The organism is Nonomuraea sp. NPDC051298, from assembly GCF_055586305.1.
The window spans coordinates 259,771-280,980 of sequence record NZ_JBVJIM010000003.1 but is presented as its reverse complement, the minus strand read 5'-3'; the positions used below and the strand labels follow the sequence as shown (position 1 = coordinate 280,980).

Below are 21,210 nucleotides of genomic sequence, written 5' to 3'. Positions count from 1 at the left end.
GATCAGGCCCCGTCCTTCTTCGCCTCACCCTCGGCGGCGTCGGCCTTGTCGTCGGCCTTGGCCTCGGCCGGCTCAGCGGCCTCGGCGGCCTCCGGGGCCTCAGCCGCCTCGGCCTTGGTCTCCTCGACGGCCTCCTCGACAGCCTCAGTGGCGGCCTCGGCGGCGGGCGCGGTCTCCTCGGCGGCGGGCGCGGCAGCGGCGGCCGGGGTCTCGACCTGGCGGGTCGTGACGCCGTTCAGCGGCTCGGTCACCAGCTCGATGACCGCCATCGGGGCGTTGTCGCCCTTACGCGCACCGATCTTGGTGATGCGGGTGTAGCCACCCGGACGCTCGGCGAACGTCGTCGCGATCTCGGTGAAGAGGTGGTGCACGACGCCCTTGTCCCGAACGACGGTCAGGACCTGACGCCGGTTGTGGATGTCGCCCTTCTTCGCCTTGGTGATCAGGCGCTCGGCCAGCGGACGCAGGCGCTTGGCCTTCGTGACCGTCGTACGGATCTTGCCGTGGCGGAACAGATCGGTGGCGAGGTTCGCCAGGATCAGCCGCTCGTGCGCCGGGCTGCCGCCAAGACGTGCACCCTTGGTGGGCTTGGGCATGGTCTTTCTCCTCCTGGGTCAACCCGCCCCGGCCGTACCAGGTACCGGAGTCGGGCCGGACCGCGTTCGTTCTGCGCGCGATCCGTTATCGAGCCGCGAAGTGCGGGAATCAGTACTGCTCGGTCTCGACGTACGCGCTGTCGTCGTCGTCGTAGCCGCCACCGGCCACCGCGCTCGGGTCGAACCCGGGCGGGGAGTCCTTGAGGGCCAGCGACATCTCGTGCAGCTTCTGCTTGACCTCTTCGATCGACTTGGCGCCGAAGTTCCGGATGTCCAGCAGGTCCTGCTCGCTGCGGGCGACGAGCTCACCCACGGTGTGGATGCCCTCGCGCTTGAGGCAGTTGTAGGAGCGAACGGTGAGGTTCAGCTCCTCGATCGGCAGCGCCAGGTCGGCGGCCAGGGCGGCGTCGGTCGGCGACGGGCCGATGTCGATGCCCTCGGCCTCGACGTTCAGCTCTCGGGCCAGGCCGAACAGCTCGACGAGGGTCTTGCCGGCGGAGGCCACCGCGTCACGGGGCTTCATCGCGGGCTTGGTCTCGACGTCGAGGATGAGACGGTCGAAGTCGGTACGCTGCTCGACTCGGGTCGCCTCGACCTTGTAGGTGACCTTGAGCACCGGGGAGTAGATCGAGTCGATCGGGATGCGCCCGATCTCCTGGCCCGGCTGCTTGTTCTGGGCGGCGGAGACGTAGCCGCGACCGCGCTCGACGGTCAGCTCCATCTCCAGCTTGGCCTTGCCGTTGAGCGTCGCGATGCGCAGCTCGGGGTTGTGCACCTCGACCCCGGCCGGCGGCGCGATGTCGGCGGCGGTGACCTCACCCGGGCCCTGCTTGCGCAGGTACATCACGACCGGCTCGTCGTGCTCGGAGGAGACGACCAGCTCCTTGAGGTTGAGGATGATGTCGGTGACGTCTTCCTTGACCCCGGGAACGGTCGAGAACTCGTGCAGCACGCCCTCGATGCGGATGCTCGTCACGGCCGCACCCGGGATGGACGACAGCAGCGTGCGGCGCAGCGAGTTGCCGATGGTGTAGCCGAAGCCCGGCTCCAGCGGCTCGATGACGAATCGGGACCGGGTCTCGTCGATCGACTCTTCGAGAAGAGTCGGACGCTGAGCGATCAGCATGTGCGGGTCTCCCCTTTTTTCGTGTGACGCCCGCTATATGACGCCACTCCGATGAAAAGCGTAGCCGGGGTGCGGAGGTCCGTACCCCGGCCGAGGCTCACTTCGAGTAGTACTCGACGATGAGCTGCTCCTGGACCTGGGTGTCGATCTGCTGGCGAACCGGCAGTTGGTGAACCAGGACGCGGAGCTTGTCCGGCACGACGCCGAGCCACGCGGGCACGGTGCGCTCGCCGGCGGTGGCGCGGGCCACCTCGTACGGCAGGAGGTTCCGCTTGGTCTCGCGGACCTCGATGATGTCGTGCTCGCGCACGCGGTACGACGGGATGTCGACCTTCTTGCCGTTCACCAGGAAGTGCCCGTGACGGACCTGCTGGCGGGCGGCGTCGCGCGACTGCGCGAAACCGGCGCGGTAGACGACGTTGTCGAGACGGCTCTCCAGGATCTGGAGCAGCACCTCGCCCGACTTGCCGGTACGGCCGGCGGCCTCCTCGTAGTAGTTGTGGAACTGCTTCTCGAGGACGCCGTAGATGCGGCGGGTCTTCTGCTTCTCGCGAAGCTGAAGCTGGTACTCGGACTCCTTGGGACGTCCGCGACCGTGCTCACCCGGCGGGTAAGGACGGATCTCGATGGGGCACTTGGCGGACTCGCACTTGCTGCCCTTGAGGAAGAGCTTGGTCTTCTCGCGACGGCAGAGCTTGCAGTCAGCGCCCGTGTAACGAGCCATTTCTCTGAATCTCCTGGGCTAAGTCAGACGCGGCGGCGCTTCGGCGGCCGGCAACCGTTGTGCGGAACCGGGGTGACGTCCTGGATCGAGCCCACCTCGAGGCCGGTGGCCTGCAGCGAGCGGATCGCGGTCTCGCGGCCGGAGCCGGGACCCTTGACGAAGACGTCGACCTTGCGCATGCCGTGCTCCATGGCGCGGCGGGCGGCGTTCTCGGCGGCCATCTGAGCGGCGAACGGGGTGGACTTACGGGAGCCCTTGAAACCCACGTGGCCGGCGCTGGCCCAGGAGATCACGTTCCCGTTGGGGTCGGTGATCGAGACGATCGTGTTGTTGAACGTGCTCTTGATGTGGGCGTGCCCGTGAGCGACGTTCTTCTTCTCCTTGCGGCGCACCTTCTTCGGTGCGCCCTGGCGGCTCTTAGGAGGCATCCTTTGCCTTCACTCCTGAGGTCTTCGGTCCCGCGGCTGCGTTTGATCGTGGCGCTCGCCCGGCCCGCACCGGTCACACACAGGTGCCGTACGGGCCAGAGCGCTTGCCGCTCCGGATGTGGACTACTTCTTACCGGGCTTCTTCTTACCGGCGACGGTCTTCTTCTTGCCCTTACGGGTGCGCGCGTTGGTCTGCGTGCGCTGACCGTGCACGGGCAGGCCCTTGCGGTGCCGGATGCCCTGGTAGCAACCGATCTCGATCTTGCGTCGGATGTCGGCCTGGACCTCGCGGCGCAGGTCACCCTCGATCTTGTAGTTCGCCTCGATGTAGTCACGCATCGGGACGAGCTCGGTGTCGGAGAGCTGGTGCACGCGAAGGTCGCCGCTGACACCGGTGGCCTGGAGGATCTCCTGGGCGCGGGTGCGGCCGATTCCGTAGATGTAGGTGAGAGCGATCTCCAGCCGCTTCTCGCGGGGGAGGTCGACGCCAACCAGGCGAGCCATGGTCGGGCATTCTCCTTCGTTTCGGCGGAGGTCTTGCGCCGTACTACCCCTCCCCAATGCCCGGGGTGAGGGCCCCGGCCTCCGACCGGGGGTCTCCCGAGTGGTTCAAGCCCTTGACGGGCCCGCCTGCTCGGGTGTGCGACGCGAACACTGATGCAGGCTCCTCATGCGTCGAGCCCGCTCCCTGACGGGGCGGACTCGGAGAAGCCTTGCGGCGACTAACCCTGACGCTGCTTGTGGCGCAGGTTGTCGCAGATCACCATGACGCGACCGTGCCGGCGGATCACCTTGCACTTGTCGCAGATCTTCTTGACGCTCGGCTTTACCTTCATTGTCCTTCGTGTCCTCAGACGTCTTTACTTGTATCGGTAGACGATCCGCCCACGACTGAGGTCGTAGGGGCTCAGTTCAACGACAACCCGGTCGTCAGGAAGAATCCGGATGTAGTGCATCCGCATTCGTCCGCTGATGTGGGCCAGGACCTTATGGCCGTTGTCGAGCTGCACCCGGAACATGGCGTTCGGGAGCGATTCGACCACAGTGCCCTCGATCTCGATGGCGCCGTCTTTTTTGGCCAAAATTCCTCGCGTTTCACTGATCGATCGTCTGAGGCTCCGGTTCACTACGCAGCCGCGACCTTCACGCTTCGAAGAGAGCGACGATCAGCAAAGACCGCCGACGCGTGATAGTCATAGTGAGCCGACTAAGGAGTGTACGACACCTGAGCCAAAAACGCGAAACGCGTGCCAGGTGTCCTGACACAACCATCAAAGAGTTTACCCTACGCGGCGAGCCCCACGCGCCGAGCACGAGACACCAGGGCGCGGCGACCCGCCGCTAGGGGCGCTTCGGCTTGTTGTCGCCGAAGATGGTGCTCATCAGCAGGATCACGCCCCACGGGCCCATGACCCACAGCGGCCACGGATAGACCAGGTCGCTCGACGTGAGGCTCACGATCAGCCAGATCACCCAGTTGACCCCGCTGGCCACGGCCCAGGCGCCCCAGGCCGCCCGCATGCCCGAGTGCAGCTCCCGCTTCTCGGCAGCCTTGACGGGCAGGTGGCGCAGGTCCACGTCGGGAAGGTCGGACGTCAGCCTGGCCAGCTCACCATAGGTCTTGCTCTGGTAGAGGTGCTCCAGCCGCTCGTTGAACTCGTCCATCGTGATGCGGCCCTGCGCGGTGTGCTCGCGAAGGATGGCGGCGACACGGTCGCGGTCGGCGTCGGAGGCACGCATCTCGGGGCTGTTCGCCATCCCACCCACTCCCGGTTAGTTCTGTGGTTGAGCCAGACGCCCTTCGCCCCCGTCTAGGGCGGTAAGCACCCAAGGACCATTATGTGTCACGGCGACGCTGTGTTCGAAGTGTGCGGAGTGCTTCCCGTCGATCGTCACGACGGTCCAGTCGTCGGCCAGTACGCGGGTCCGCTCGGTGCCCAGGTTGACCATCGGCTCGATGGCCAGGCACATGCCCTCTTCCAGCACCGGGCCGCGGCCGGGTTTGCCGTGGTTGGCGATCCACGGGTCCATGTGCATCTCGGTGCCGATGCCGTGGCCGCCGTACTCCGGAGGGATGCCGTAGCGGCCCTGGCGCCTGACGTACCGCTCGACCTCGTGGCCGATGTCGGACAGGTGGCGGCCGGGCCTGAGCGCGGCGATGCCGTGCCACATGGCCTCCTCGGTGACCCGCATCAGCTCGGTCAGCTTCGGGTCCACCTCGCCGACCGGGACCGTGATGGCGGAGTCGCCGTGCCAGCCCTCCAGGATCGCGCCGCAGTCGATGGAGATGAGGTCGCCCTCGCGCAGCTTGCGGACGTCGGTCGGGATGCCGTGCACGACCTCGTCGTTCACCGACGCGCAGATCGTCGCGGGGAAGCCCTGGTAGCCCTTGAACGACGGGATCGCGCCCTCGTCCCTGATCGCCTTCTCGGCGATGACGTCGAGGTCGAGCGGCGTCATGCCGGGCTCTACTGAGCGCCTGAGCAGGTCGAGCGTGCGGCCCACCACCAGCCCTGCCGCCCGCATCTTCTCGAGCTGCTCCGGCGACTTGATCTGAATGCCGTGTTTGTTGCGTTTGAACATCTTCAGCCCCCCTGGGTCAACGGGCCACAATGGGGGCCCAATTCCCCCACAATAGCCGCGAGGTGGCACGGAAACCCGTGCCACCTCCGCGAATCGGTGCGTACCCGGCTAACCCACAAAGGGCCCAGCTACTCCATGAACGGCCGGATCGCGTCCATGGCCCGCTGGGTGATCTCTTCGACCGGCCCGGTCGCGTCGACGCCCACCAGGATGCCCTCGTCGGCGTAGTAGGAGACCAACGGGGCCGTCTGCACCTGGTAGACCTCCAGGCGGTGCCTGACGGTCTCCTCCTTGTCGTCGTCACGCTGGAAGAGCGCGCCCCCGCACGCGTCGCACTTGTCGTCCTTCTTGTCGTCGAACTCGACGTGCCAGATGCGGCCGCACTGGCTGCAGGTGCGCCGGCCGGCCAGCCGCCTGACCACCTCGTCGTCGTCGACGACCAGCTCGAGTACGACGTTGAGCGCCTGACCCCAGTCCTTGAGCATGTCGCGCAGGATCTCCGCCTGCGCGACGTTCCTCGGGAAGCCGTCGAGCAGGAACCCGTACTGGGCGTCGTCCTCGGAGAGACGGTCACGGACCATGGCGATGGTGACCTCGTCGGGCACCAGATCGCCACGGTCCATGTAGGTCTTGGCCAGCTTGCCAAGGTCCGTGCCGCCCGAGACGTTGGCACGGAAGATGTCACCTGTCGAGATCTTCGGGATGGACAGGTTCGATGCGATGTACTGGGCCTGTGTCCCCTTACCCGCTCCGGGGGGCCCGACCAGAACGAGACGCACTACCGCAGGAAGCCTTCGTAATTACGCTGCTGCAGTTGGCTCTCGATCTGCTTCACCGTGTCCAGACCGACGCCTACCATGATCAGAATGCTCGTCCCTCCGAACGGGAAGTTCTGGCTCGCACCGGCCACCGCCAGCGCGACGATCGGGACCATGGAGATCAGACCCAGATAGAGCGCGCCAGGCGCGGTCAGACGGGTGAGCACGAAGTTCAGGTATTCAGCCGTCGGACGGCCGGGGCGGATGCCCGGAATGAAACCACCGTACTTCTTCATGTTGTCGGCGACTTCAGTGGGGTTGAACGTGATGGACACGTAGAAGTACGTGAAGAAGATGATCAGCAGGAAGAACGTGGTCATGTAGATCGGCGTGTCGCCCGTGGCCAGGTTCTGCGAGATCCAGGTGATCACCACGTTGTCGCTCGTCGAGAAGAGCGAGGTGATGAGCTGCGGCAGGTAGAGCAGCGAGGACGCGAAGATGACCGGGATGATGCCGGCCTGGTTGACCTTCAGCGGGATGTAGGTGGAGGTGCCGCCGTACATCCTGCGGCCGACCATGCGCTTGGCGTACTGGACCGGGATGCGCCGCTGGGCCTGCTCGACGAAGACGACCGCGGCGATCATGAAGATGCCGACCACCATGACCACCGCGAAGGTGAACTTGTTGGCCTGGAAGATGTTGGCCAGCTCGGACGGGAAGACCGCGACGACCTGGGTGAAGATCAGGATGGACATACCGTTGCCGACACCGCGGTCGGTGATCAGCTCACCGAGCCACATGATCACCGACGTACCGGCGGTCATGATGACCACCATCGTCACGATCATGAAGATGTTGTCCGGGTCGAGCAGGACTTCCTGCTGACAGTTCGGGAAGAGCTGGCCGGTACGGGCCAACGCGATGAAGGCGGTCGACTGGAGGATGGCGAGCCCGATGGTCAGATAACGCGTATACTGCGTGATCTTGACCTGGCCGGACTGGCCCTCCTTCTTCAGCGCCTCGAGTCGCGGGATGACCACGACGAGTAGCTGCAGAATGATGCTTGCGGTGATGTACGGCATGATGCCCAGCGCGAACACCGACAGCTTCAGCAGCGCACCGCCGCTGAAGAGCTGGACCATCCCGTAGATATTGCCGCTTGTGCCACTACGGGCCTGGTCGAAACAGGCGGCGAGGTTCTGGACGTGGACTCCCGGGGTCGGCAGAACCGATCCGAGACGGAAAAGCGCGATGATGCCCAGGGTGAAGAGCAACTTCTTGCGCAGGTCCGGTGTCCGGAACGCCCGGGTAAACGCGGTCAGCACGGTCCCTCCTGCGCGCCTTTACGGCGGTGTGAGTTAGCGATGGTGCGGGGATCTGCCATCTGAAGTCTCATGTCAAACGAGCCGGACAGAAGCCTGCCGTCTCGCGAACTCTAACGCACTACGGGCGTGGGGGCCCATTGTCAAAGCCCCCACGCCGCGTAATAGCTCTTACAGCTCGGTAACGGAACCACCGGCAGCGGCGATCTTCTCCTTCGCGGTGGCCGAGAAGGCGTGCGCCTGCACGGTGACCGCGACCGAGATCTCGCCGGTGCCGAGCACCTTCACGAGCTGGTTCTTGCGAACAGCACCCTTGGCGACCAACGCCTCGACGGTGACCTCGCCACCCTCGGGGAACAACTCGCCGATCCTGTCGAGGTTGACGACCTGGTAGGTCGTCTTGAACAGGGCGTTGGAGAAGCCCTTGAGCTTCGGCAGACGCCTCTGCAGCGGCACCTGGCCACCCTCGAAACCGAGGGGGACCGTCGTACGGGCGTGGCTGCCCTTGGTGCCGCGACCGGACGTCTTGCCCTTCGACGCCTCGCCGCGACCCTTGCGGATCTTGGCCTTGTTGGCGCCGGGAGCGGGACGCAGGTCGTGAATCTTGAGCGGAGCCTTGTCAGTCATGACTAGTCGACCTCTTCCACCTCGACGAGGTGCGTCACCACGGAGACCATGCCGCGAATCTCGGGCCGGTCCTCCTTGACGACGACGTCGCCGATTCGCTTCAGGCCAAGCGAACGCAGCGAGTCACGCTGGTTCTGCTTGCCACCGATCTTCGAGCGAACCTGAGTGATCTTCAGGCGTGCCACGACTAGCTCACCGCCTTCGCCGCCGCGGCCTCGGCCAGACCTTCGGCGCGAGCCTTGAGCATGGCGGGCGGGGCGACGTCCTCGATCGGCAGGCCACGGCGGGCGGCGATCTCCTCGGGCCGCGACAGGCCCTTCAGAGCCGCCACGGTGGCGTGCACGATGTTGATCGGGTTGTCGGAGCCGAGCGACTTGGACAGCACGTCGTGGATGCCCGCGCACTCCAGCACCGCGCGCACCGGGCCACCGGCGATGACGCCGGTACCGGCCGAGGCCGGACGCAGGAAGACGACCCCGGCCGCCTCCTCGCCCTGCACGGTGTGCGGGATCGTGCCCTGGATGCGAGGCACCTTGAAGAAGTGCTTCTTCGCCTCCTCGACGCCCTTGGCGATGGCCGCGGGGACTTCCTTGGCCTTGCCGTAGCCGACGCCGACCAGGCCGTTGCCGTCACCGACGATGACGAGGGCGGTGAAGCTGAAGCGACGACCACCCTTCACGACCTTGGCCACTCGGTTGATCTTCACTACGCGCTCGATGTACGAGACGCCCTTCTCGGCGGCGCCGCCACGGCGGTCGTCACGACGGTCCCGCCGCTCGCCACCGGTGCCGCCACCGCGACGCGGAGCTGCAGCCATCAGTGGTTCCTCATCTCAGTTGCCATCATTTGCGTTCCCCGGGCCCGCATCAGAACTCGAGCCCGCCCTCGCGCGCGCTGTCGGCCAGCGCCGCGATCCGACCCGCATACCGGTTGCCGCCGCGGTCGAAGACGACCGCGGTGATCCCGGCTTCCTTGGCCCGCTGAGCGAGGAGCTCGCCGACCTTCTTCGCCTTCTCGGTCTTGTCGGCCTCCATCGCGCGCAGGGTGGCGTCCATGGTGGAGGCGCTCACCAGCGTGTGGCCGACGGAGTCGTCCACGATCTGGACGAACAGGTGACGCGACGAGCGGTTGACGACCAGGCGCGGACGCTCGGACGTACCGACGACGAACTTGCGGACGCGGCGGTGACGGCGGGCCCGCGAGACGGTGCGGGCAGCCGTGTGCTTGCTGAACGCAGTCTTCGGAGCCATGCCTACTTACCAGCCTTTCCGACCTTGCGGCGGATCTGTTCGCCCTGGTAGCGCACGCCCTTGCCCTTGTACGGGTCAGGCTTGCGCAGCTTGCGGATGTTGGCCGCGACCTCGCCGACCTTCTGCTTGTCGATGCCGTCCACGTGGAACAGGGTCGGCTTCTCGACGCGGAAGGTGACGCCCTCGGGGGCGTCGACGATGACCGGGTGACTGAAGCCCAGCGAGAACTCCAGTTGACCCGGGCCCTTGGCCTGGACGCGGTAACCCACGCCGACGATCTCGAGGCTCTTGGAGTAGCCCTGAGTGACGCCCTGCACCATGTTGGCGATCAGCGTCCGGGACAGGCCGTGCAGGGCACGCACCTTGTTCTCGTCGTTCGGGCGGGAGACGGCGATGGCGCCGTCGTCGTCGCGTCCGACCTTGATGGGTTCGGCGACCTTGTGAGTGAGCGTGCCCTTCGGGCCCTTGACCTGAACGTCCTGGCCGTCGATCGTGATGTCCACGCCACTCGGCACAGGGATGGGCAGCCGTCCGATTCTCGACATGCTGTGTTCCTCCCCTCTACCAGACGTAGGCGAGGACTTCCCCGCCCACACCACGCTTGCCGGCCTGCTTGTCCGTCATGAGACCGTGGGACGTCGAGATGATCGCGACGCCCAGTCCGCCCAGGACTCGAGGCAGGTTGTCCTTCTTCGCATAAACCCGCAGACCGGGCTTGGAGACCCGGCGCACGCCCGCGAGCGAACGCTCACGGGTCGGCCCGAACTTGAGCTCCACCACGAGGTTCTTCCCGACCTTGGCGTCTTCGACGGTCCAGGCCTGGATGTAGCCCTCCTGTTGGAGGATCTCGGCGATATGCGCCTTGATCTTCGAATACGGCATCGACACGCTGTCGTGGTACGCCGAATTCGCGTTGCGCAGACGAGTGAGCATGTCTGCGATCGGGTCGGTCATCGTCATGGCCAGTGGCCTTCCTCGCCGCGGTTTCCAGTCGGCCAAGCAGCGCTCTGCCGGTGGACCTTCGGCGCGGTCACGGACGCGTAGCACGCGCCCTGTTCAGCTATGGAAACTTGAAAGCCCGTGTGGGCGGCACAGGGCCGCCCACCAGGTTACCTACCAGCTCGACTTGGTGATGCCGGGCAGCTCGCCCCGGTGCGCCATCTCGCGGAAGCACACGCGGCACAGCCCGAACTTGCGGTAGACGGCGCGCGGCCGGCCGCAGCGCGAGCATCGCGTGTACGCCCGGACCTCGAACTTCTGCTTGCGCCCCGCCTTGGCGATCAGCGACTTCTTCGCCATTGGTCAGGCCTCCTTGAACGGGAAGCCGAGGAGCTTCAGCAGCGCCCGGCCCTGGTCGTCGTTCTTCGCGGTGGTCACGATCGTGATGTCCATGCCCCGCGGCCGGTCGACCTTGTCCTGGTCGACCTCGTGGAACATGACCTGCTCGGTCAGGCCGAACGTGTAGTTGCCGTTGCCGTCGAACTGCTTGGGCGACAGGCCGCGGAAGTCCCGGATACGGGGCAGGGCCAGCGCCAGCAGGCGGTCGAGGAACTCCCACATGCGGTCGCCGCGCAGCGTGACGTGCGCGCCGATCGGCATGCCCTCACGCAGCTTGAACTGGGCGATGGACTTGCGCGCCCGGACGACGGCCGGCTTCTGGCCGGTGATCGCGGTGAGGTCGCGAACGGCGCCCTCGATCAGCTTGGAGTCGCGAGCGGCCTCGCCGACACCCATGTTGACCTTGATCTTCGTGAGCGCCGGGACGTCCATGACGTTCGCGATGCCGAACTGCTCGCGGATCTGGGCCGCGATCTCCTCGCGGTACTTCGTCTTCAGCCGCGGCGTCGGACGCTCGGTCTCGGTGGTCGTGGCAGTCATCAGCTATCCCCACCCGTCTCCTCGGCGCCGCCTTCTGCCTTCTGCTCGGCGGGCTTCTTGTCGGCGGGCTTGTCGTCCTTGAGCCTCTTCACGTTCGAGACGTGGATCGGCGCCTCCATGGACTGCACGCCGCCGGTCTTGGCGCCGCGCGGACCCTGGTGGGTCTCCTTGGAGTGCTTCTTGATCATGTTGACGCCCTCGACCACCACGCGGCTCTCGCGCGGCAGAGCGGCGATCACCCGGCCCTTGGCGCCCTTGTCCTTGCCGGCGATGACCTGAACCAGGTCGCCCTTCTTCACGTGCAGCTTCGACATCACAGCACCTCCGGGGCGAGCGAGATGATGCGCATGAACTTCTTGTCGCGCAGCTCGCGGCCGACCGGGCCGAAGATACGGGTGCCACGAGGGTCACCGCTGTCCTTGATGATGACCGCGGCGTTCTCGTCGAAGCGGATGTAGGAGCCGTCGGGCCGGCGGCGCTCCTTGGCCGTGCGGACGACGACGGCCTTGACCACGTCGCCCTTCTTGACGCCCGTGCTGCCGGGCAGCGCGTCCTTGACAGTGGCGACGATGACGTCGCCGATACCGGCGTAGCGTCGGCCCGAGCCACCGAGAACGCGGATGCAGAGAATCTCCTTCGCACCCGTGTTGTCGGCGACCTTGAGCCGCGACTCCTGCTGGATCACGTCTTACTCCTGTTAGTCGCGCCGGTTCTCATCGCTGAGCCTGGCGGAACCCGTCATTGTCTTGTTCCCACGGCCACAGCGCCCCTCAGGGCGCCGCACCGCAGGCGACGCGAGACCGGGCGGCCTCGCGTCCTTGGACACCGTCATGGGGGCTCTGAGAGCCCCCACGAGGCGCGGTATATCCGAGAGTGCCTACTTGGCCTTCTCGAGGATCTCCACGACCCTCCACCGCTTGGTGGCGGAGAGGGGGCGGGTCTCCATCAGCAGCACGCGGTCGCCGACGCCGCAGGCGTTGGCCTCGTCGTGTGCCTTGTACTTGGTCGTACGGCGGATGACCTTGCCGTACAGACGGTGCTTCACCCGGTCCTCGACGGCGACGACGACGGTCTTGTCCATCTTGTCGCTGACGACGAGGCCCTCGCGGACCTTGCGGAAGTTCCGCTGGCCCTGCTCGGCGGCCTCGGGGGTGGTCTCAGTGGTCTCGGTCTCAGCCATCGCTCGTCTCCTTCTCGACCGTGACGATGCCCAGCTCGCGCTCGCGCATCACGGTGTAGATACGGGCGATCTCGCGGCGGACGGCACGCAGCCGCCCGTGGCTCTCCAACTGACCGGTCGCCGCCTGGAAGCGGAGGTTGAACAGCTCCTCCTTCGCCTCCTTCAGCTTCTGGACGAGGGTGTCCTCGTCCTCGAGCCGCAGCTCGCCGGCGGTCAGGCCCTTAGCCATCACGCCTCACCCACTTCACGCTTAACGATCTTGCACTTCATCGGCAACTTGTGAATCGCGCGCTGAAGTGCCTCGCGAGCGATCGGCTCCGCCACGCCCGACAGCTCGAACATCACGCGTCCGGGCTTGACGTTGGCGATCCACCACTCCGGCGAACCCTTACCGGAACCCATGCGGGTCTCGGCCGGCTTCTTCGTGAGCGGACGGTCGGGGTAGATGTTGATCCACACCTTGCCGCCACGGCGGATGTGACGGGTCATGGCGATACGGGCCGACTCGATCTGGCGGTTGGTCACGTACGAGTGCTCAATCGCCTGGATGCCGAACTCGCCGAACACGACCCTGGTGCCGCCCTTGGCGGCTCCGCTGCGGTCAGGCCGGTGCTGCTTGCGGTGCTTGACCCTGCGCGGGATCAGCATGGTCAGCTCCCTTCAGCACCCGGCTGAGCAGCCGGGCCGGTCTCAGGGGCGGCCTGCGCGGCCGCCTCGTTACGGGGGGCGCGGCCGCCGCCACCACGACGGGGACGGTCACCGCCACCGCGACGGGGACGGTCACCGCCACCACGGCGGTCGTCACGCTCGCGACGCTGGCCGGCGCGGGCGCCCGCGGCGGCCGCCTCGCGCTCGGCGCGGCTGGTCGGAGCCTCGCCCTTGTAGATCCAGACCTTCACGCCGATGCGGCCGAAGGTCGTACGGGCCTCGTAGAAGCCGTAGTCGATGTCCGCGCGGAGCGTGTGCAGCGGCACCCGGCCCTCGCGGTAGAACTCCGACCGCGACATCTCGGCGCCGCCCAGACGACCGGAGCACTGGACACGGATGCCCTTGGCGCCGGACTTCATGGCCGACTGCATCGCCTTGCGCATGGCACGGCGGAACGAGACACGGCTGGACAACTGCTCGGCCACGCCCTGCGCGACGAGCTGCGCGTCGATCTCCGGGTTCTTGACCTCGAGGATGTTGAGCTGGACCTGCTTCTTGGTCAGCTTCTCCAGGTCACCGCGGATGCGGTCGGCCTCGGCTCCGCGACGGCCGATCACGATGCCCGGACGCGCGGTGTGGATGTCCACCTGCACGCGGTCGGTGGTGCGCTCGATCTCGACCTTGGAGATGCCGGCCCGCTCCATGCCCTTCTGCAGCATGCGGCGGATCGACACGTCCTCGGCGACGTACGACTTGTACAGCTTGTCGGCGTACCACCGGCTCTTGAAGTCGGTCGTGATGCCGAGGCGGAACCCGTGCGGGTTAACCTTCTGGCCCACTATCGGGTCCTTCCCTTCGGCTCGCGGGACTCCACGATCACAGTGATGTGGCTCGTCCGCTTGTTGATCCGATAGGCGCGACCCTGTGCACGCGGACGGAACCGCTTCAGCGTCGGGCCCTCGTCGACCCACGCGCGGCTCACGAAGAGCGTGCTGGGGTCGAGATCGAAGTTGTGCTCAGCGTTCGCCATAGCGCTGCTGAGCACCTTGTAGATCGGCTCGCTCGCCGACTGGGGAGCGAACTGCAGCACGGCCTGCGCCTCCGAAGCGGGCAGCCCGCGAATAAGGTCCACCACACGGCGGGCCTTGAGGGGCGTGACACGGACGAACCGCGCCTGAGCCCTGGCTTCCATCGCCTTCTCCTACTTCCGGGACGCTTACCGCCGGCTGCGGCGGTCTTCCTTGACGTGGCTGCGGAACGTCCGCGTCGGGGCGAACTCTCCGAGCTTGTGACCGATCATCGACTCGGTGATGAACACCGGGACGTGCTTGCGGCCGTCGTGCACGGCGATCGTGTGCCCGAGCATGTCGGGAACGATCATGGAGCGCCGCGACCACGTCTTGATGACGCTCTTGGTCCCCTTCTCGTTCTGGACGTCCACCTTCTTCTGCAGGTGGTCGTCCACGAAGGGACCCTTCTTAAGGCTACGTGGCATCTCGGCTGCTCCTACCGCTTCTTCCTCTTGCTCCGACGTCGGATGATCAACCTGTCGCTGGCCTTGTTGGCCTGGCGGGTGCGGCCCTCGGGCTTGCCCTTCGGGTTCACCGGGTGACGACCACCGGAGGTCTTGCCCTCACCACCACCATGCGGGTGGTCGACGGGGTTCATCGCGACACCGCGAACGGTCGGGCGCTTGCCCTTCCAACGCATACGGCCGGCCTTGCCCCAGTTGATGTTGGCCTGCTCGGCGTTGCCGACCTGGCCGACCGTCGCCCGGCAGCGCACGTCCACGAGGCGCATTTCACCGGACGGCATACGCAGCGTGGCGTACTGGCCTTCCTTGGCGAGCAACTGGATCTGGGCGCCCGCGGAGCGGCCGAGCTTGGCGCCGCCGCCCGGACGGAGCTCCACCGCGTGGATGAAGGTACCGGTCGGGATGTTGCGCAGCGGCAGGCAGTTGCCCGGCTTGATGTCGGCACCGGGGCCGTTCTCGATACGGTCGCCCTGCTTGAGGCCGGTCGGCGCGATGATGTAGCGCTTCTCGCCGTCGGCGTAGTGGAGCAGAGCGATGTTGGCGGTGCGGTTGGGGTCGTACTCGATGTGAGCGACCTTGGCCGGGATGCCGTCCTTGTCATGCCTACGGAAGTCGATGATCCGGTAGGCGCGCTTGTGACCGCCGCCCTGGTGGCGTGCGGTGACTCGGCCGTGTACGTTGCGGCCGCCCTTGCTGTGAAGGGGCGCAAGCAGCGACTTCTCGGGCGTGCTGCGGGTGATCTCGGAGAAGTCCGAGACACTCGATCCGCGGCGACCCGGGGTCGTCGGCTTGTACTTACGGATGCCCATCTTTTTCGTTCATCCTTCGTCGGTTACATGGGTGAGCCCGCCGCACCGAAGCGCGACGGTCTCAGCCCCGCGCGGGCCGTACGGTCCGCACTCACTTCTCTGGCCGCTCAGCCGATCTGACCGAAGATGTCGATCCGATCGCCCTCCACCAGGCTCACGATCGCGCGCTTGGTGTCGGGACGCTTGCCGAAACCGGTACGGGTGCGCTTGCGCTTGCCCTGCCGGTTGATGGTGTTCACGCTGGTGACCTTGACCCCGAAGATCTGCTCGACGGCGATCTTGACCTGGGTCTTGTTCGCGGTCTTCCTCACCAGGAACGTGTACTTGTTGTGCTCATCGATCAGGCCGTAGCTCTTCTCGGAGACGACCGGCTTGATGATGATGTCGCGCGGGTCGGCGATCTTCTCCATCAGGCGTCTTCCTTCCCGCCGCTCAGTCGCGTGACGACCTGGTCGTACGCCTCCTGGGTGAAGACCACGTCGTCGTGCACGAGCACGTCGTAGGTGTTGAGCTGCCCGGCGTCCAGCAGGTGGACCTCGGGCGCGTTGCGCAGGCTCAGCCAGGTCAGCTCGTCGTCGGAATCGACCACGACGAGGACCCGCGGAGCCTGGGTGATCTTGCGCAGGGCCTGCAGGGCGGCCTTGGTCTTGGGCGTCTCGCCCGTGACCAGGGAGTTCACCACGTGCACGCGACCGCCGCCGGCCCGGTCGGACAGGGCGCCGCGCAGGGCGGCGGCCTTCATCTTCTTGGGCGTACGCTGCGCGTAGTCGCGCGGCACGGGGCCGTGGACGACGCCACCGCCGGTGAACTGCGGCGCCCGGGTCGAGCCCTGGCGGGCGCGGCCGGTGCCCTTCTGGCGGTACGGCTTCTTGCCGCCGCCGGAGACCTCACCACGGGTCTTGGCCTTGTGGGTGCCCTGCCGGCGAGCGGCGAGCTGGGCCACGACCACCTGGTGGATCAGCGGAATGTTGACCTTGGCGCCGAAGACGTCTTCGGGCAGGTCAACCGTGCCGGCCTTCGCGCCGCTGGCGTCGAGGACGTCGATAGTGGTGCTCACTTGGATGCCCCCTTCTTGGCGGCGGTGCGGACGAGGACCAGGCTGCCGTTGGCGCCGGGGATCGCACCCTTGATCAGGATGAGACCGTTCTCGACGTCGACGGAGTGAACCTTGAGGCTCTGCACGGTGGTGCGGACGTTACCCATCCGACCAGCCATGCGCAGACCCTTGAATACGCGGCCCGGGGTGGCGCAGCCACCGATGGAACCCGGCGAACGGTGCTTGCGCTGCGTACCGTGCGACGCGCCCAGACCACCGAAGCCGTGCCGCTTCATGACACCGGCGAAGCCCTTGCCCTTGCTCTTGCCCGTCACGTCGACGAACTGGCCGGCCTCGAAGGTGTCGGCCAGCAGCTCCTGGCCCAGGGTGTAGTCGCTCGCGTCGTCGGTGCGGATCTCCGCGAAGTAACGGCGCGGGGTGATGTCGTGCTTACGCAGGTAGTCGCCGAGCGGCTTGTTGACCTTCCTGGGGTCGACCTGCCCGAAGCCGAGCTGGATGGCGGAGTAGCCGTCCTTGTCAGCGGTGCGGACGCGGGTCACCACGCACGGACCGGCCTCGACCACGGTCACCGGAACCATCCGGTTGTCCGCGTCGAAGACCTGGGTCATGCCGAGCTTCTTGCCCAGGACGCCCTTGATCGTCTTAGCCATGTCAGTGCGTTCCCTCAGAGCTTGATCGAAATGTCGACACCCGCAGGGAGGTCGAGCCGCATGAGCGAGTCGACCGTCTTGGGGGTCGGGTCGATGATGTCAATCAGCCGCTTGTGCGTGCGCATCTCGAAGTGCTCGCGGCTGTCCTTGTACTTGTGCGGCGAGCGGATGACGCAGTACACGTTCTTCTCGGTCGGCAGCGGCACCGGGCCCGCGACCTTCGCGCCAGTCCGCGTCACCGTCTCGACGATCTTCTTGGCCGAGCTGTCGATGACCTCGTGGTCATAGGCCTTGAGCCGGATGCGGATCTTCTGTCCCGCCATAGTGGCCTCGGTGTCCTTCGCTGTCGTCTGAAAAAGTATCGTGCGGCCTGTTACCGCTGTGTGTTCATGCGGTTGAAAGCCCGCATTTACCCCACGAGGCAGACGAAGTCGAACTGCCTTTTCTTCCGTGATCCGGCAGTGACTTCGGTCACGTGTCACCACAGCCGGCCGAAGCCACTGCTGGATCACGGCGCCTTACATGGGGCCTGTTCACGAGTGCGGCGGTCGGTCCCGGAACCCGAGGCCGACCGCCGCCCCGACGGTCTAGCTACTTGAGGATCTTCGTGACCCGACCGGCGCCGACGGTGCGGCCACCCTCACGGATCGCGAACTTGAGACCTTCCTCCATGGCGATGGGCTGGATCAGCTCAACGCGCATCTCGGTGTTGTCGCCCGGCATGACCATCTCGGTGCCCTCGGGGAGGTTCACCACACCGGTCACGTCAGTCGTACGGAAGTAGAACTGCGGGCGGTAGTTGTTGAAGAACGGCGTGTGGCGACCGCCCTCGTCCTTGGACAGGATGTAGACCTGACCGTTGAACTCGGTGTGCGGGGTCGTCGTGCCCGGCTTGATGATGCACTGGCCGCGCTCGACGTCGTCGCGCTTGATGCCGCGCAGCAGCAGGGCGGCGTTGTCACCGGCGTGACCCTCGTCGAGCATCTTGTTGAACATCTCGATGCTGGTGACGGTGGTCGTGGTCTTCTCCGGCTTGATGCCGATGATGTCGACCTGCTCGTTGACCTTGACGATGCCGCGCTCGATACGGCCGGTGACGACCGTGCCGCGACCGGTGATCGAGAAGACGTCCTCGACCGGCATGAGGAACGGCTTGTCCGTCTCACGCGGCGGCTCGGGCACGTTCTCGTCCACGGCGTTCATCAGCTCGAGGATGCTGTCGGCCCACTTCTCGTCGCCCTCGAGAGCCTTCAGGGCGGAGACGCGGACGACGGGCAGGTCGTCGCCGGGGAACTCCTGAGCGGACAGGAGCTCACGGACCTCGAGCTCGACCAGCTCGAGGATCTCCTCGTCGTCGACCATGTCGGCCTTGTTGAGCGCCACGACGATGTAGGGGACGCCGACCTGGCGGGCCAGGAGGACGTGCTCCTTCGTCTGCGGCATCGGGCCGTCGGTGGCGGCGACCACGAGGATCGCGCCGTCCATCTGAGCCGCACCGGTGATCATGTTCTTCACGTAGTCGGCGTGACCGGGGCAGTCCACGTGAGCGTAGTGGCGCTTCTCGGTCTGGTACTCGACGTGCGCGATGGAGATCGTGATGCCGCGAGCCTTCTCCTCCGGCGCCTTGTCGATCTTGTCGAACGGGGTCGCCTTGTTCAGCTCGGGGAAGCGGTCGTGGAGCACCTTGGTGATCGCCGCGGTCAGCGTGGTCTTGCCGTGGTCGATGTGCCCAATGGTGCCGATGTTCATGTGCGGCTTGGTCCGCTCGAACTTGGCCTTAGCCACTGGTTCTCTCCTTGAGAATCTGACTGACTTTCGTCTACACACTCGGGCCCGGGAACTCCCGAACCCCTTGGCGGCGGGGTGGCTCTCACCACCCCACCAGGGACCAGGACAGAAGCCTGGTCCGACCGCTCACGCGGCCGGACCGGACTACTCGCCCCGGGCCTTCGCGACGATCTCCTTGGCGATGCCCGGAGGCACCTCCGCGTAGGAGTCGAACTGCATGCTGTAGCTCGCGCGCCCCTGCGTCTTGCTACGCAGGTCACCCACGTAGCCGAACATCTCAGACAGCGGCACGAGCGCCTGGACGACCTTGGCCCCGGCCCGGTCGTCCATTGCCTGGATCTGCCCGCGGCGACCGTTGAGGTCACCGATGACATCACCCATGTAGTCCTCGGGCGTGGTGACCTCGACGGCCATCATCGGCTCGAGGAGCACGGCGTCCGCCTTGCGCGCGGCCTCCTTGAAGGCCATCGAGCCAGCGATCTTGAACGCCATCTCCGAGGAGTCGACGTCGTGGGCCGCACCGTCGGTCAGCGTCACCTTCACGCCGACCATCGGGTAACCGGCCAGCACGCCGAACTCGGCGGCCTCCTGCGCGCCGGCGTCGACCGACGGGATGTACTCCCTCGGGACGCGGCCACCGGAGACCTTGTTCTCGAACTCGTAGCCGTCGTTGCCCTCGCCCAGCGGCTCCAGATTGATGATCACCCGCGCGAACTGGCCGGAACCACCGGTCTGCTTCTTGTGGGTGTAGTCAATCTTCTCCACCTTGCGGCGGATGGTCTCGCGGTAGGCGACCTGCGGACGGCCGACGTTGGCCTCGACCTTGAACTCGCGACGCATACGGTCGACGAGGATCTCGAGGTGAAGCTCGCCCATGCCCCAGATGACCGTCTGGCCGGTCTCCTCGTCACGACGGACCTGGAAGGACGGGTCCTCCTCGGCCAGCCGCTGGATCGCGGTCGACAGCTTCTCCTGGTCGCCCTTGGTCTTGGGCTCGATGGCGACGTTGATGACCGGAGCCGGGAACGTCATCGACTCGAGCACGACCTGGTTGGACGGGTCGGACAGGGTGTCGCCAGTCGTGGTGTCCTTCAGACCCATGACCGCGACGATCTGGCCGGCGATCGCCGTCGGGCGCTCCTCGCGCTTGTTGGCGTGCATCTGGTAGATCTTGCCGATCCGCTCTTTCTTACCCTTCACAGAGTTGACGACCTGTGAACCGGTCTCGAGCGTGCCCGAGTAGACGCGGATGTAGGTGAGCTTGCCCAGGTGCGGGTCGCTGGCGATCTTGAAGGCCAGAGCGGAGAACGGCTCCGTCGGGTCCGCGTGCCGCTCGATGACCTTGTCCTCGTGACCGACCGCGTGGCCCTTGAAGGCCGGGATGTCGGTCGGCGCCGGAAGGTAGGCGACGATCGCGTCGAGCAGGGGCTGCACACCCTTGTTCTTGAACGCGGTGCCGCACAGGACCGGGTTGATGGCGCTGGCCAGCGTGGCGCGGCGGATGGCCGCGACCAACTGCTCCTCGGTGGGCTCGGTGCCCTCGAGGAAGAGCTCCATCAGCTCGTCGTCGTTCTCGGCCACGGTCTCGATGAGCCGGTCGCGCCACTCACGGGCGGCCTCGGCGTGGTCGGCCGGGATGTCGACGGTGTCGTACATCTCGCCCTTGGCCGCCTCGGCGCTCCAGATGAGCCCCTTCATCCCGATGAGGTCGATGACGCCCTTGAAGTCGGCCTCAACACCCCACGGAAGCTGGATCACAGCCGGGGTCGCGCCCAGACGGCTGATCATCATGTCGACGCAGCGGTGGAACTCCGCGCCGACACGGTCCATCTTGTTCACGAAGCAGATGCGCGGGACGTCGTAGCGGTCGGCCTGACGCCACACCGTCTCCGACTGCGGCTCGACCCCCGCGACGCCGTCGAACACGGCGACGGCACCGTCGAGCACGCGGAGCGAACGCTCCACCTCGATGGTGAAGTCGACGTGACCCGGGGTGTCGATGATGTTGATGGTGTGACCGAGCCACTCGCAAGTCGTCGCGGCAGACGTGATCGTGATGCCGCGCTCCTGCTCCTGCTCCATCCAGTCCATCGTGGCAGCGCCCTCGTGGACCTCACCGATCTTGTAGTTGATACCGGTGTAGAACAGGATTCGCTCGGTCGTGGTGGTCTTGCCCGCGTCGATATGGGCCATGATCCCGATGTTTCGGACCTTGGCCAGGTCAAGAGCGGTCTGGGTGGCCACTTCTCTCG

34 protein-coding genes are annotated in these 21,210 nt (G+C 66.2%); all 34 read right to left on the bottom strand.

Annotated features, from left to right (window positions below; genetic code table 11):
- Window positions 1-2: 2 nt before the first annotated feature.
- The gene (rplQ, locus tag ACZ6S0_RS11440) at window positions 3-596 is read right to left on the bottom strand and encodes a 50S ribosomal protein L17 (RefSeq protein WP_465915631.1); all 594 of its coding nucleotides are present in this window, start codon (window positions 594-596) and stop codon (window positions 3-5) included.
- A gap of 109 nt (window positions 597-705) precedes the next feature.
- Window positions 706-1,722, bottom strand: a complete 1,017-nt coding sequence (locus tag ACZ6S0_RS11435) for a DNA-directed RNA polymerase subunit alpha (RefSeq protein ID WP_043623495.1) — start codon at window positions 1,720-1,722, stop codon at window positions 706-708.
- A 97-nt stretch (window positions 1,723-1,819) separates the two neighbouring features.
- On the bottom strand, window positions 1,820-2,446 hold the full coding sequence (gene rpsD, locus ACZ6S0_RS11430; protein WP_344896332.1) for a 30S ribosomal protein S4: 627 nt from the start codon (window positions 2,444-2,446) through the stop codon (window positions 1,820-1,822).
- A 23-nt stretch (window positions 2,447-2,469) separates the two neighbouring features.
- The gene (gene rpsK / locus ACZ6S0_RS11425) at window positions 2,470-2,874 is read right to left on the bottom strand and encodes a 30S ribosomal protein S11 (protein ID WP_020542285.1); all 405 of its coding nucleotides are present in this window, start codon (window positions 2,872-2,874) and stop codon (window positions 2,470-2,472) included.
- Window positions 2,875-2,997: 123 nt separating this feature from the next.
- Window positions 2,998-3,378 (bottom strand): 30S ribosomal protein S13, encoded by a 381-nt coding sequence (gene rpsM / locus ACZ6S0_RS11420; RefSeq protein WP_138698169.1) that lies wholly within the window; start codon window positions 3,376-3,378, stop codon window positions 2,998-3,000.
- 218 nt (window positions 3,379-3,596) lie between these two features.
- Window positions 3,597-3,710: a 50S ribosomal protein L36 gene (rpmJ, locus tag ACZ6S0_RS11415; RefSeq protein WP_003956441.1), complete on the bottom strand. Its 114-nt coding sequence runs from the start codon at window positions 3,708-3,710 to the stop codon at window positions 3,597-3,599.
- Between the two features lie 24 nt (window positions 3,711-3,734).
- The gene (gene infA / locus ACZ6S0_RS11410) at window positions 3,735-3,956 is read right to left on the bottom strand and encodes a translation initiation factor IF-1 (protein ID WP_012887858.1); all 222 of its coding nucleotides are present in this window, start codon (window positions 3,954-3,956) and stop codon (window positions 3,735-3,737) included.
- A gap of 259 nt (window positions 3,957-4,215) precedes the next feature.
- A complete protein-coding gene (locus tag ACZ6S0_RS11405) occupies window positions 4,216-4,632 on the bottom strand; it encodes a DUF1707 SHOCT-like domain-containing protein (RefSeq protein WP_465915626.1) in 417 nt (138 codons plus the stop codon).
- Between the two features lie 15 nt (window positions 4,633-4,647).
- Window positions 4,648-5,457, bottom strand: coding sequence for a type I methionyl aminopeptidase (gene map / locus ACZ6S0_RS11400; protein WP_465915624.1), 810 nt, complete (start codon window positions 5,455-5,457; stop codon window positions 4,648-4,650).
- Window positions 5,458-5,585: 128 nt separating this feature from the next.
- A complete protein-coding gene (locus ACZ6S0_RS11395; RefSeq protein ID WP_344896319.1) occupies window positions 5,586-6,236 on the bottom strand; it encodes an adenylate kinase in 651 nt (216 codons plus the stop codon).
- Window positions 6,236-7,540, bottom strand: a complete 1,305-nt coding sequence (gene secY / locus ACZ6S0_RS11390; RefSeq protein ID WP_465915621.1) for a preprotein translocase subunit SecY — start codon at window positions 7,538-7,540, stop codon at window positions 6,236-6,238. The genes ACZ6S0_RS11395 and secY overlap by 1 nt, the downstream gene beginning before the upstream one ends.
- Window positions 7,541-7,708: 168 nt before the next feature.
- Window positions 7,709-8,164, bottom strand: a complete 456-nt coding sequence (rplO, locus tag ACZ6S0_RS11385) for a 50S ribosomal protein L15 (protein WP_465915619.1) — start codon at window positions 8,162-8,164, stop codon at window positions 7,709-7,711.
- 2 nt (window positions 8,165-8,166) lie between these two features.
- Window positions 8,167-8,349 carry a 50S ribosomal protein L30 gene (rpmD, locus tag ACZ6S0_RS11380; RefSeq protein ID WP_080043226.1) on the bottom strand — a complete coding sequence of 61 codons (183 nt, stop codon included), beginning with the start codon at window positions 8,347-8,349 and terminating at the stop codon, window positions 8,167-8,169.
- Window positions 8,350-8,351: 2 nt separating this feature from the next.
- Window positions 8,352-8,981, bottom strand: coding sequence for a 30S ribosomal protein S5 (gene rpsE, locus ACZ6S0_RS11375; protein WP_344896307.1), 630 nt, complete (start codon window positions 8,979-8,981; stop codon window positions 8,352-8,354).
- A gap of 49 nt (window positions 8,982-9,030) precedes the next feature.
- A complete protein-coding gene (gene rplR / locus ACZ6S0_RS11370) occupies window positions 9,031-9,414 on the bottom strand; it encodes a 50S ribosomal protein L18 (RefSeq protein WP_344896304.1) in 384 nt (127 codons plus the stop codon).
- Window positions 9,415-9,416: 2 nt separating this feature from the next.
- Window positions 9,417-9,959, bottom strand: coding sequence for a 50S ribosomal protein L6 (gene rplF / locus ACZ6S0_RS11365; RefSeq protein ID WP_465915616.1), 543 nt, complete (start codon window positions 9,957-9,959; stop codon window positions 9,417-9,419).
- 16 nt (window positions 9,960-9,975) lie between these two features.
- On the bottom strand, window positions 9,976-10,374 hold the full coding sequence (gene rpsH, locus ACZ6S0_RS11360) for a 30S ribosomal protein S8 (protein WP_219467986.1): 399 nt from the start codon (window positions 10,372-10,374) through the stop codon (window positions 9,976-9,978).
- Window positions 10,375-10,527: 153 nt separating this feature from the next.
- Complete coding sequence (locus tag ACZ6S0_RS11355; RefSeq protein ID WP_020542298.1) at window positions 10,528-10,713, bottom strand: type Z 30S ribosomal protein S14; 186 nt, start codon at window positions 10,711-10,713, stop codon at window positions 10,528-10,530.
- A 3-nt stretch (window positions 10,714-10,716) separates the two neighbouring features.
- Entirely contained in the window at window positions 10,717-11,292 is a 576-nt protein-coding gene (rplE, locus tag ACZ6S0_RS11350) for a 50S ribosomal protein L5 (protein ID WP_465915614.1), read from the bottom strand.
- Entirely contained in the window at window positions 11,292-11,597 is a 306-nt protein-coding gene (gene rplX / locus ACZ6S0_RS11345) for a 50S ribosomal protein L24 (RefSeq protein ID WP_465916127.1), read from the bottom strand. Before rplX ends, rplE begins: the two co-directional genes overlap by 1 nt.
- A gap of 8 nt (window positions 11,598-11,605) precedes the next feature.
- Window positions 11,606-11,977: a 50S ribosomal protein L14 gene (gene rplN, locus ACZ6S0_RS11340; protein WP_214326898.1), complete on the bottom strand. Its 372-nt coding sequence runs from the start codon at window positions 11,975-11,977 to the stop codon at window positions 11,606-11,608.
- A gap of 192 nt (window positions 11,978-12,169) precedes the next feature.
- Window positions 12,170-12,472: a 30S ribosomal protein S17 gene (rpsQ, locus tag ACZ6S0_RS11335; RefSeq protein WP_344896289.1), complete on the bottom strand. Its 303-nt coding sequence runs from the start codon at window positions 12,470-12,472 to the stop codon at window positions 12,170-12,172.
- Window positions 12,465-12,701 (bottom strand): 50S ribosomal protein L29, encoded by a 237-nt coding sequence (rpmC, locus tag ACZ6S0_RS11330; RefSeq protein WP_106253417.1) that lies wholly within the window; start codon window positions 12,699-12,701, stop codon window positions 12,465-12,467. Before rpmC ends, rpsQ begins: the two co-directional genes overlap by 8 nt.
- The gene (rplP, locus tag ACZ6S0_RS11325) at window positions 12,701-13,120 is read right to left on the bottom strand and encodes a 50S ribosomal protein L16 (protein WP_055506387.1); all 420 of its coding nucleotides are present in this window, start codon (window positions 13,118-13,120) and stop codon (window positions 12,701-12,703) included. Before rplP ends, rpmC begins: the two co-directional genes overlap by 1 nt.
- Before the next feature lie 2 nt (window positions 13,121-13,122).
- Window positions 13,123-13,959: a 30S ribosomal protein S3 gene (rpsC, locus tag ACZ6S0_RS11320; protein ID WP_465915610.1), complete on the bottom strand. Its 837-nt coding sequence runs from the start codon at window positions 13,957-13,959 to the stop codon at window positions 13,123-13,125.
- The gene (rplV, locus tag ACZ6S0_RS11315; protein WP_049572697.1) at window positions 13,959-14,312 is read right to left on the bottom strand and encodes a 50S ribosomal protein L22; all 354 of its coding nucleotides are present in this window, start codon (window positions 14,310-14,312) and stop codon (window positions 13,959-13,961) included. Before rplV ends, rpsC begins: the two co-directional genes overlap by 1 nt.
- 24 nt (window positions 14,313-14,336) lie before the next feature.
- Window positions 14,337-14,615 (bottom strand): 30S ribosomal protein S19, encoded by a 279-nt coding sequence (rpsS, locus tag ACZ6S0_RS11310; protein ID WP_465915608.1) that lies wholly within the window; start codon window positions 14,613-14,615, stop codon window positions 14,337-14,339.
- 11 nt (window positions 14,616-14,626) lie between these two features.
- The gene (gene rplB, locus ACZ6S0_RS11305) at window positions 14,627-15,463 is read right to left on the bottom strand and encodes a 50S ribosomal protein L2 (protein ID WP_465915606.1); all 837 of its coding nucleotides are present in this window, start codon (window positions 15,461-15,463) and stop codon (window positions 14,627-14,629) included.
- 107 nt (window positions 15,464-15,570) lie between these two features.
- Entirely contained in the window at window positions 15,571-15,873 is a 303-nt protein-coding gene (gene rplW / locus ACZ6S0_RS11300) for a 50S ribosomal protein L23 (RefSeq protein WP_344896273.1), read from the bottom strand.
- Window positions 15,873-16,520: a 50S ribosomal protein L4 gene (gene rplD, locus ACZ6S0_RS11295; protein WP_465915604.1), complete on the bottom strand. Its 648-nt coding sequence runs from the start codon at window positions 16,518-16,520 to the stop codon at window positions 15,873-15,875. The genes rplW and rplD overlap by 1 nt, the downstream gene beginning before the upstream one ends.
- Complete coding sequence (gene rplC / locus ACZ6S0_RS11290; RefSeq protein WP_344896267.1) at window positions 16,517-17,170, bottom strand: 50S ribosomal protein L3; 654 nt, start codon at window positions 17,168-17,170, stop codon at window positions 16,517-16,519. Before rplC ends, rplD begins: the two co-directional genes overlap by 4 nt.
- Before the next feature lie 14 nt (window positions 17,171-17,184).
- The gene (rpsJ, locus tag ACZ6S0_RS11285; RefSeq protein WP_012887830.1) at window positions 17,185-17,493 is read right to left on the bottom strand and encodes a 30S ribosomal protein S10; all 309 of its coding nucleotides are present in this window, start codon (window positions 17,491-17,493) and stop codon (window positions 17,185-17,187) included.
- Between the two features lie 268 nt (window positions 17,494-17,761).
- A complete protein-coding gene (tuf, locus tag ACZ6S0_RS11280) occupies window positions 17,762-18,955 on the bottom strand; it encodes an elongation factor Tu (RefSeq protein ID WP_465915601.1) in 1,194 nt (397 codons plus the stop codon).
- A gap of 147 nt (window positions 18,956-19,102) precedes the next feature.
- Window positions 19,103-21,151, bottom strand: coding sequence for an elongation factor G (gene fusA, locus ACZ6S0_RS11275; protein WP_465915599.1), 2,049 nt, complete (start codon window positions 21,149-21,151; stop codon window positions 19,103-19,105).
- Window positions 21,152-21,210: the final 59 nt, after the last annotated feature.

What these genes read in the sequence shown, in the direction of transcription:
- rplQ (WP_465915631.1), bottom strand. Translation starts at nt 596, where the DNA reads ATGCCCAAGCCCACCAAGGGTGCACGTCTTGGCGGCAGCCCGGCGCAC.
- ACZ6S0_RS11435 (WP_043623495.1), bottom strand. Translation starts at nt 1,722, where the DNA reads ATGCTGATCGCTCAGCGTCCGACTCTTCTCGAAGAGTCGATCGACGAG.
- rpsD (WP_344896332.1), bottom strand. Translation starts at nt 2,446, where the DNA reads ATGGCTCGTTACACGGGCGCTGACTGCAAGCTCTGCCGTCGCGAGAAG.
- rpsK (WP_020542285.1), bottom strand. Translation starts at nt 2,874, where the DNA reads ATGCCTCCTAAGAGCCGCCAGGGCGCACCGAAGAAGGTGCGCCGCAAG.
- rpsM (WP_138698169.1), bottom strand. Translation starts at nt 3,378, where the DNA reads ATGGCTCGCCTGGTTGGCGTCGACCTCCCCCGCGAGAAGCGGCTGGAG.
- rpmJ (WP_003956441.1), bottom strand. Translation starts at nt 3,710, where the DNA reads ATGAAGGTAAAGCCGAGCGTCAAGAAGATCTGCGACAAGTGCAAGGTG.
- ACZ6S0_RS11405 (WP_465915626.1), bottom strand. Translation starts at nt 4,632, where the DNA reads ATGGCGAACAGCCCCGAGATGCGTGCCTCCGACGCCGACCGCGACCGT.
- map (WP_465915624.1), bottom strand. Translation starts at nt 5,457, where the DNA reads ATGTTCAAACGCAACAAACACGGCATTCAGATCAAGTCGCCGGAGCAG.
- rplO (WP_465915619.1), bottom strand. Translation starts at nt 8,164, where the DNA reads ATGACTGACAAGGCTCCGCTCAAGATTCACGACCTGCGTCCCGCTCCC.
- rpsE (WP_344896307.1), bottom strand. Translation starts at nt 8,981, where the DNA reads ATGGCTGCAGCTCCGCGTCGCGGTGGCGGCACCGGTGGCGAGCGGCGG.
- rplR (WP_344896304.1), bottom strand. Translation starts at nt 9,414, where the DNA reads ATGGCTCCGAAGACTGCGTTCAGCAAGCACACGGCTGCCCGCACCGTC.
- rplF (WP_465915616.1), bottom strand. Translation starts at nt 9,959, where the DNA reads ATGTCGAGAATCGGACGGCTGCCCATCCCTGTGCCGAGTGGCGTGGAC.
- rpsH (WP_219467986.1), bottom strand. Translation starts at nt 10,374, where the DNA reads ATGACGATGACCGACCCGATCGCAGACATGCTCACTCGTCTGCGCAAC.
- ACZ6S0_RS11355 (WP_020542298.1), bottom strand. Translation starts at nt 10,713, where the DNA reads ATGGCGAAGAAGTCGCTGATCGCCAAGGCGGGGCGCAAGCAGAAGTTC.
- rplE (WP_465915614.1), bottom strand. Translation starts at nt 11,292, where the DNA reads ATGACTGCCACGACCACCGAGACCGAGCGTCCGACGCCGCGGCTGAAG.
- rpsQ (WP_344896289.1), bottom strand. Translation starts at nt 12,472, where the DNA reads ATGGCTGAGACCGAGACCACTGAGACCACCCCCGAGGCCGCCGAGCAG.
- rpmC (WP_106253417.1), bottom strand. Translation starts at nt 12,701, where the DNA reads ATGGCTAAGGGCCTGACCGCCGGCGAGCTGCGGCTCGAGGACGAGGAC.
- rplP (WP_055506387.1), bottom strand. Translation starts at nt 13,120, where the DNA reads ATGCTGATCCCGCGCAGGGTCAAGCACCGCAAGCAGCACCGGCCTGAC.
- rplV (WP_049572697.1), bottom strand. Translation starts at nt 14,312, where the DNA reads ATGGAAGCCAGGGCTCAGGCGCGGTTCGTCCGTGTCACGCCCCTCAAG.
- rpsS (WP_465915608.1), bottom strand. Translation starts at nt 14,615, where the DNA reads ATGCCACGTAGCCTTAAGAAGGGTCCCTTCGTGGACGACCACCTGCAG.
- rplB (WP_465915606.1), bottom strand. Translation starts at nt 15,463, where the DNA reads ATGGGCATCCGTAAGTACAAGCCGACGACCCCGGGTCGCCGCGGATCG.
- rplW (WP_344896273.1), bottom strand. Translation starts at nt 15,873, where the DNA reads ATGGAGAAGATCGCCGACCCGCGCGACATCATCATCAAGCCGGTCGTC.
- rplC (WP_344896267.1), bottom strand. Translation starts at nt 17,170, where the DNA reads ATGGCTAAGACGATCAAGGGCGTCCTGGGCAAGAAGCTCGGCATGACC.
- rpsJ (WP_012887830.1), bottom strand. Translation starts at nt 17,493, where the DNA reads ATGGCGGGACAGAAGATCCGCATCCGGCTCAAGGCCTATGACCACGAG.
- fusA (WP_465915599.1), bottom strand. Translation starts at nt 21,151, where the DNA reads ATGGCCCATATCGACGCGGGCAAGACCACCACGACCGAGCGAATCCTG.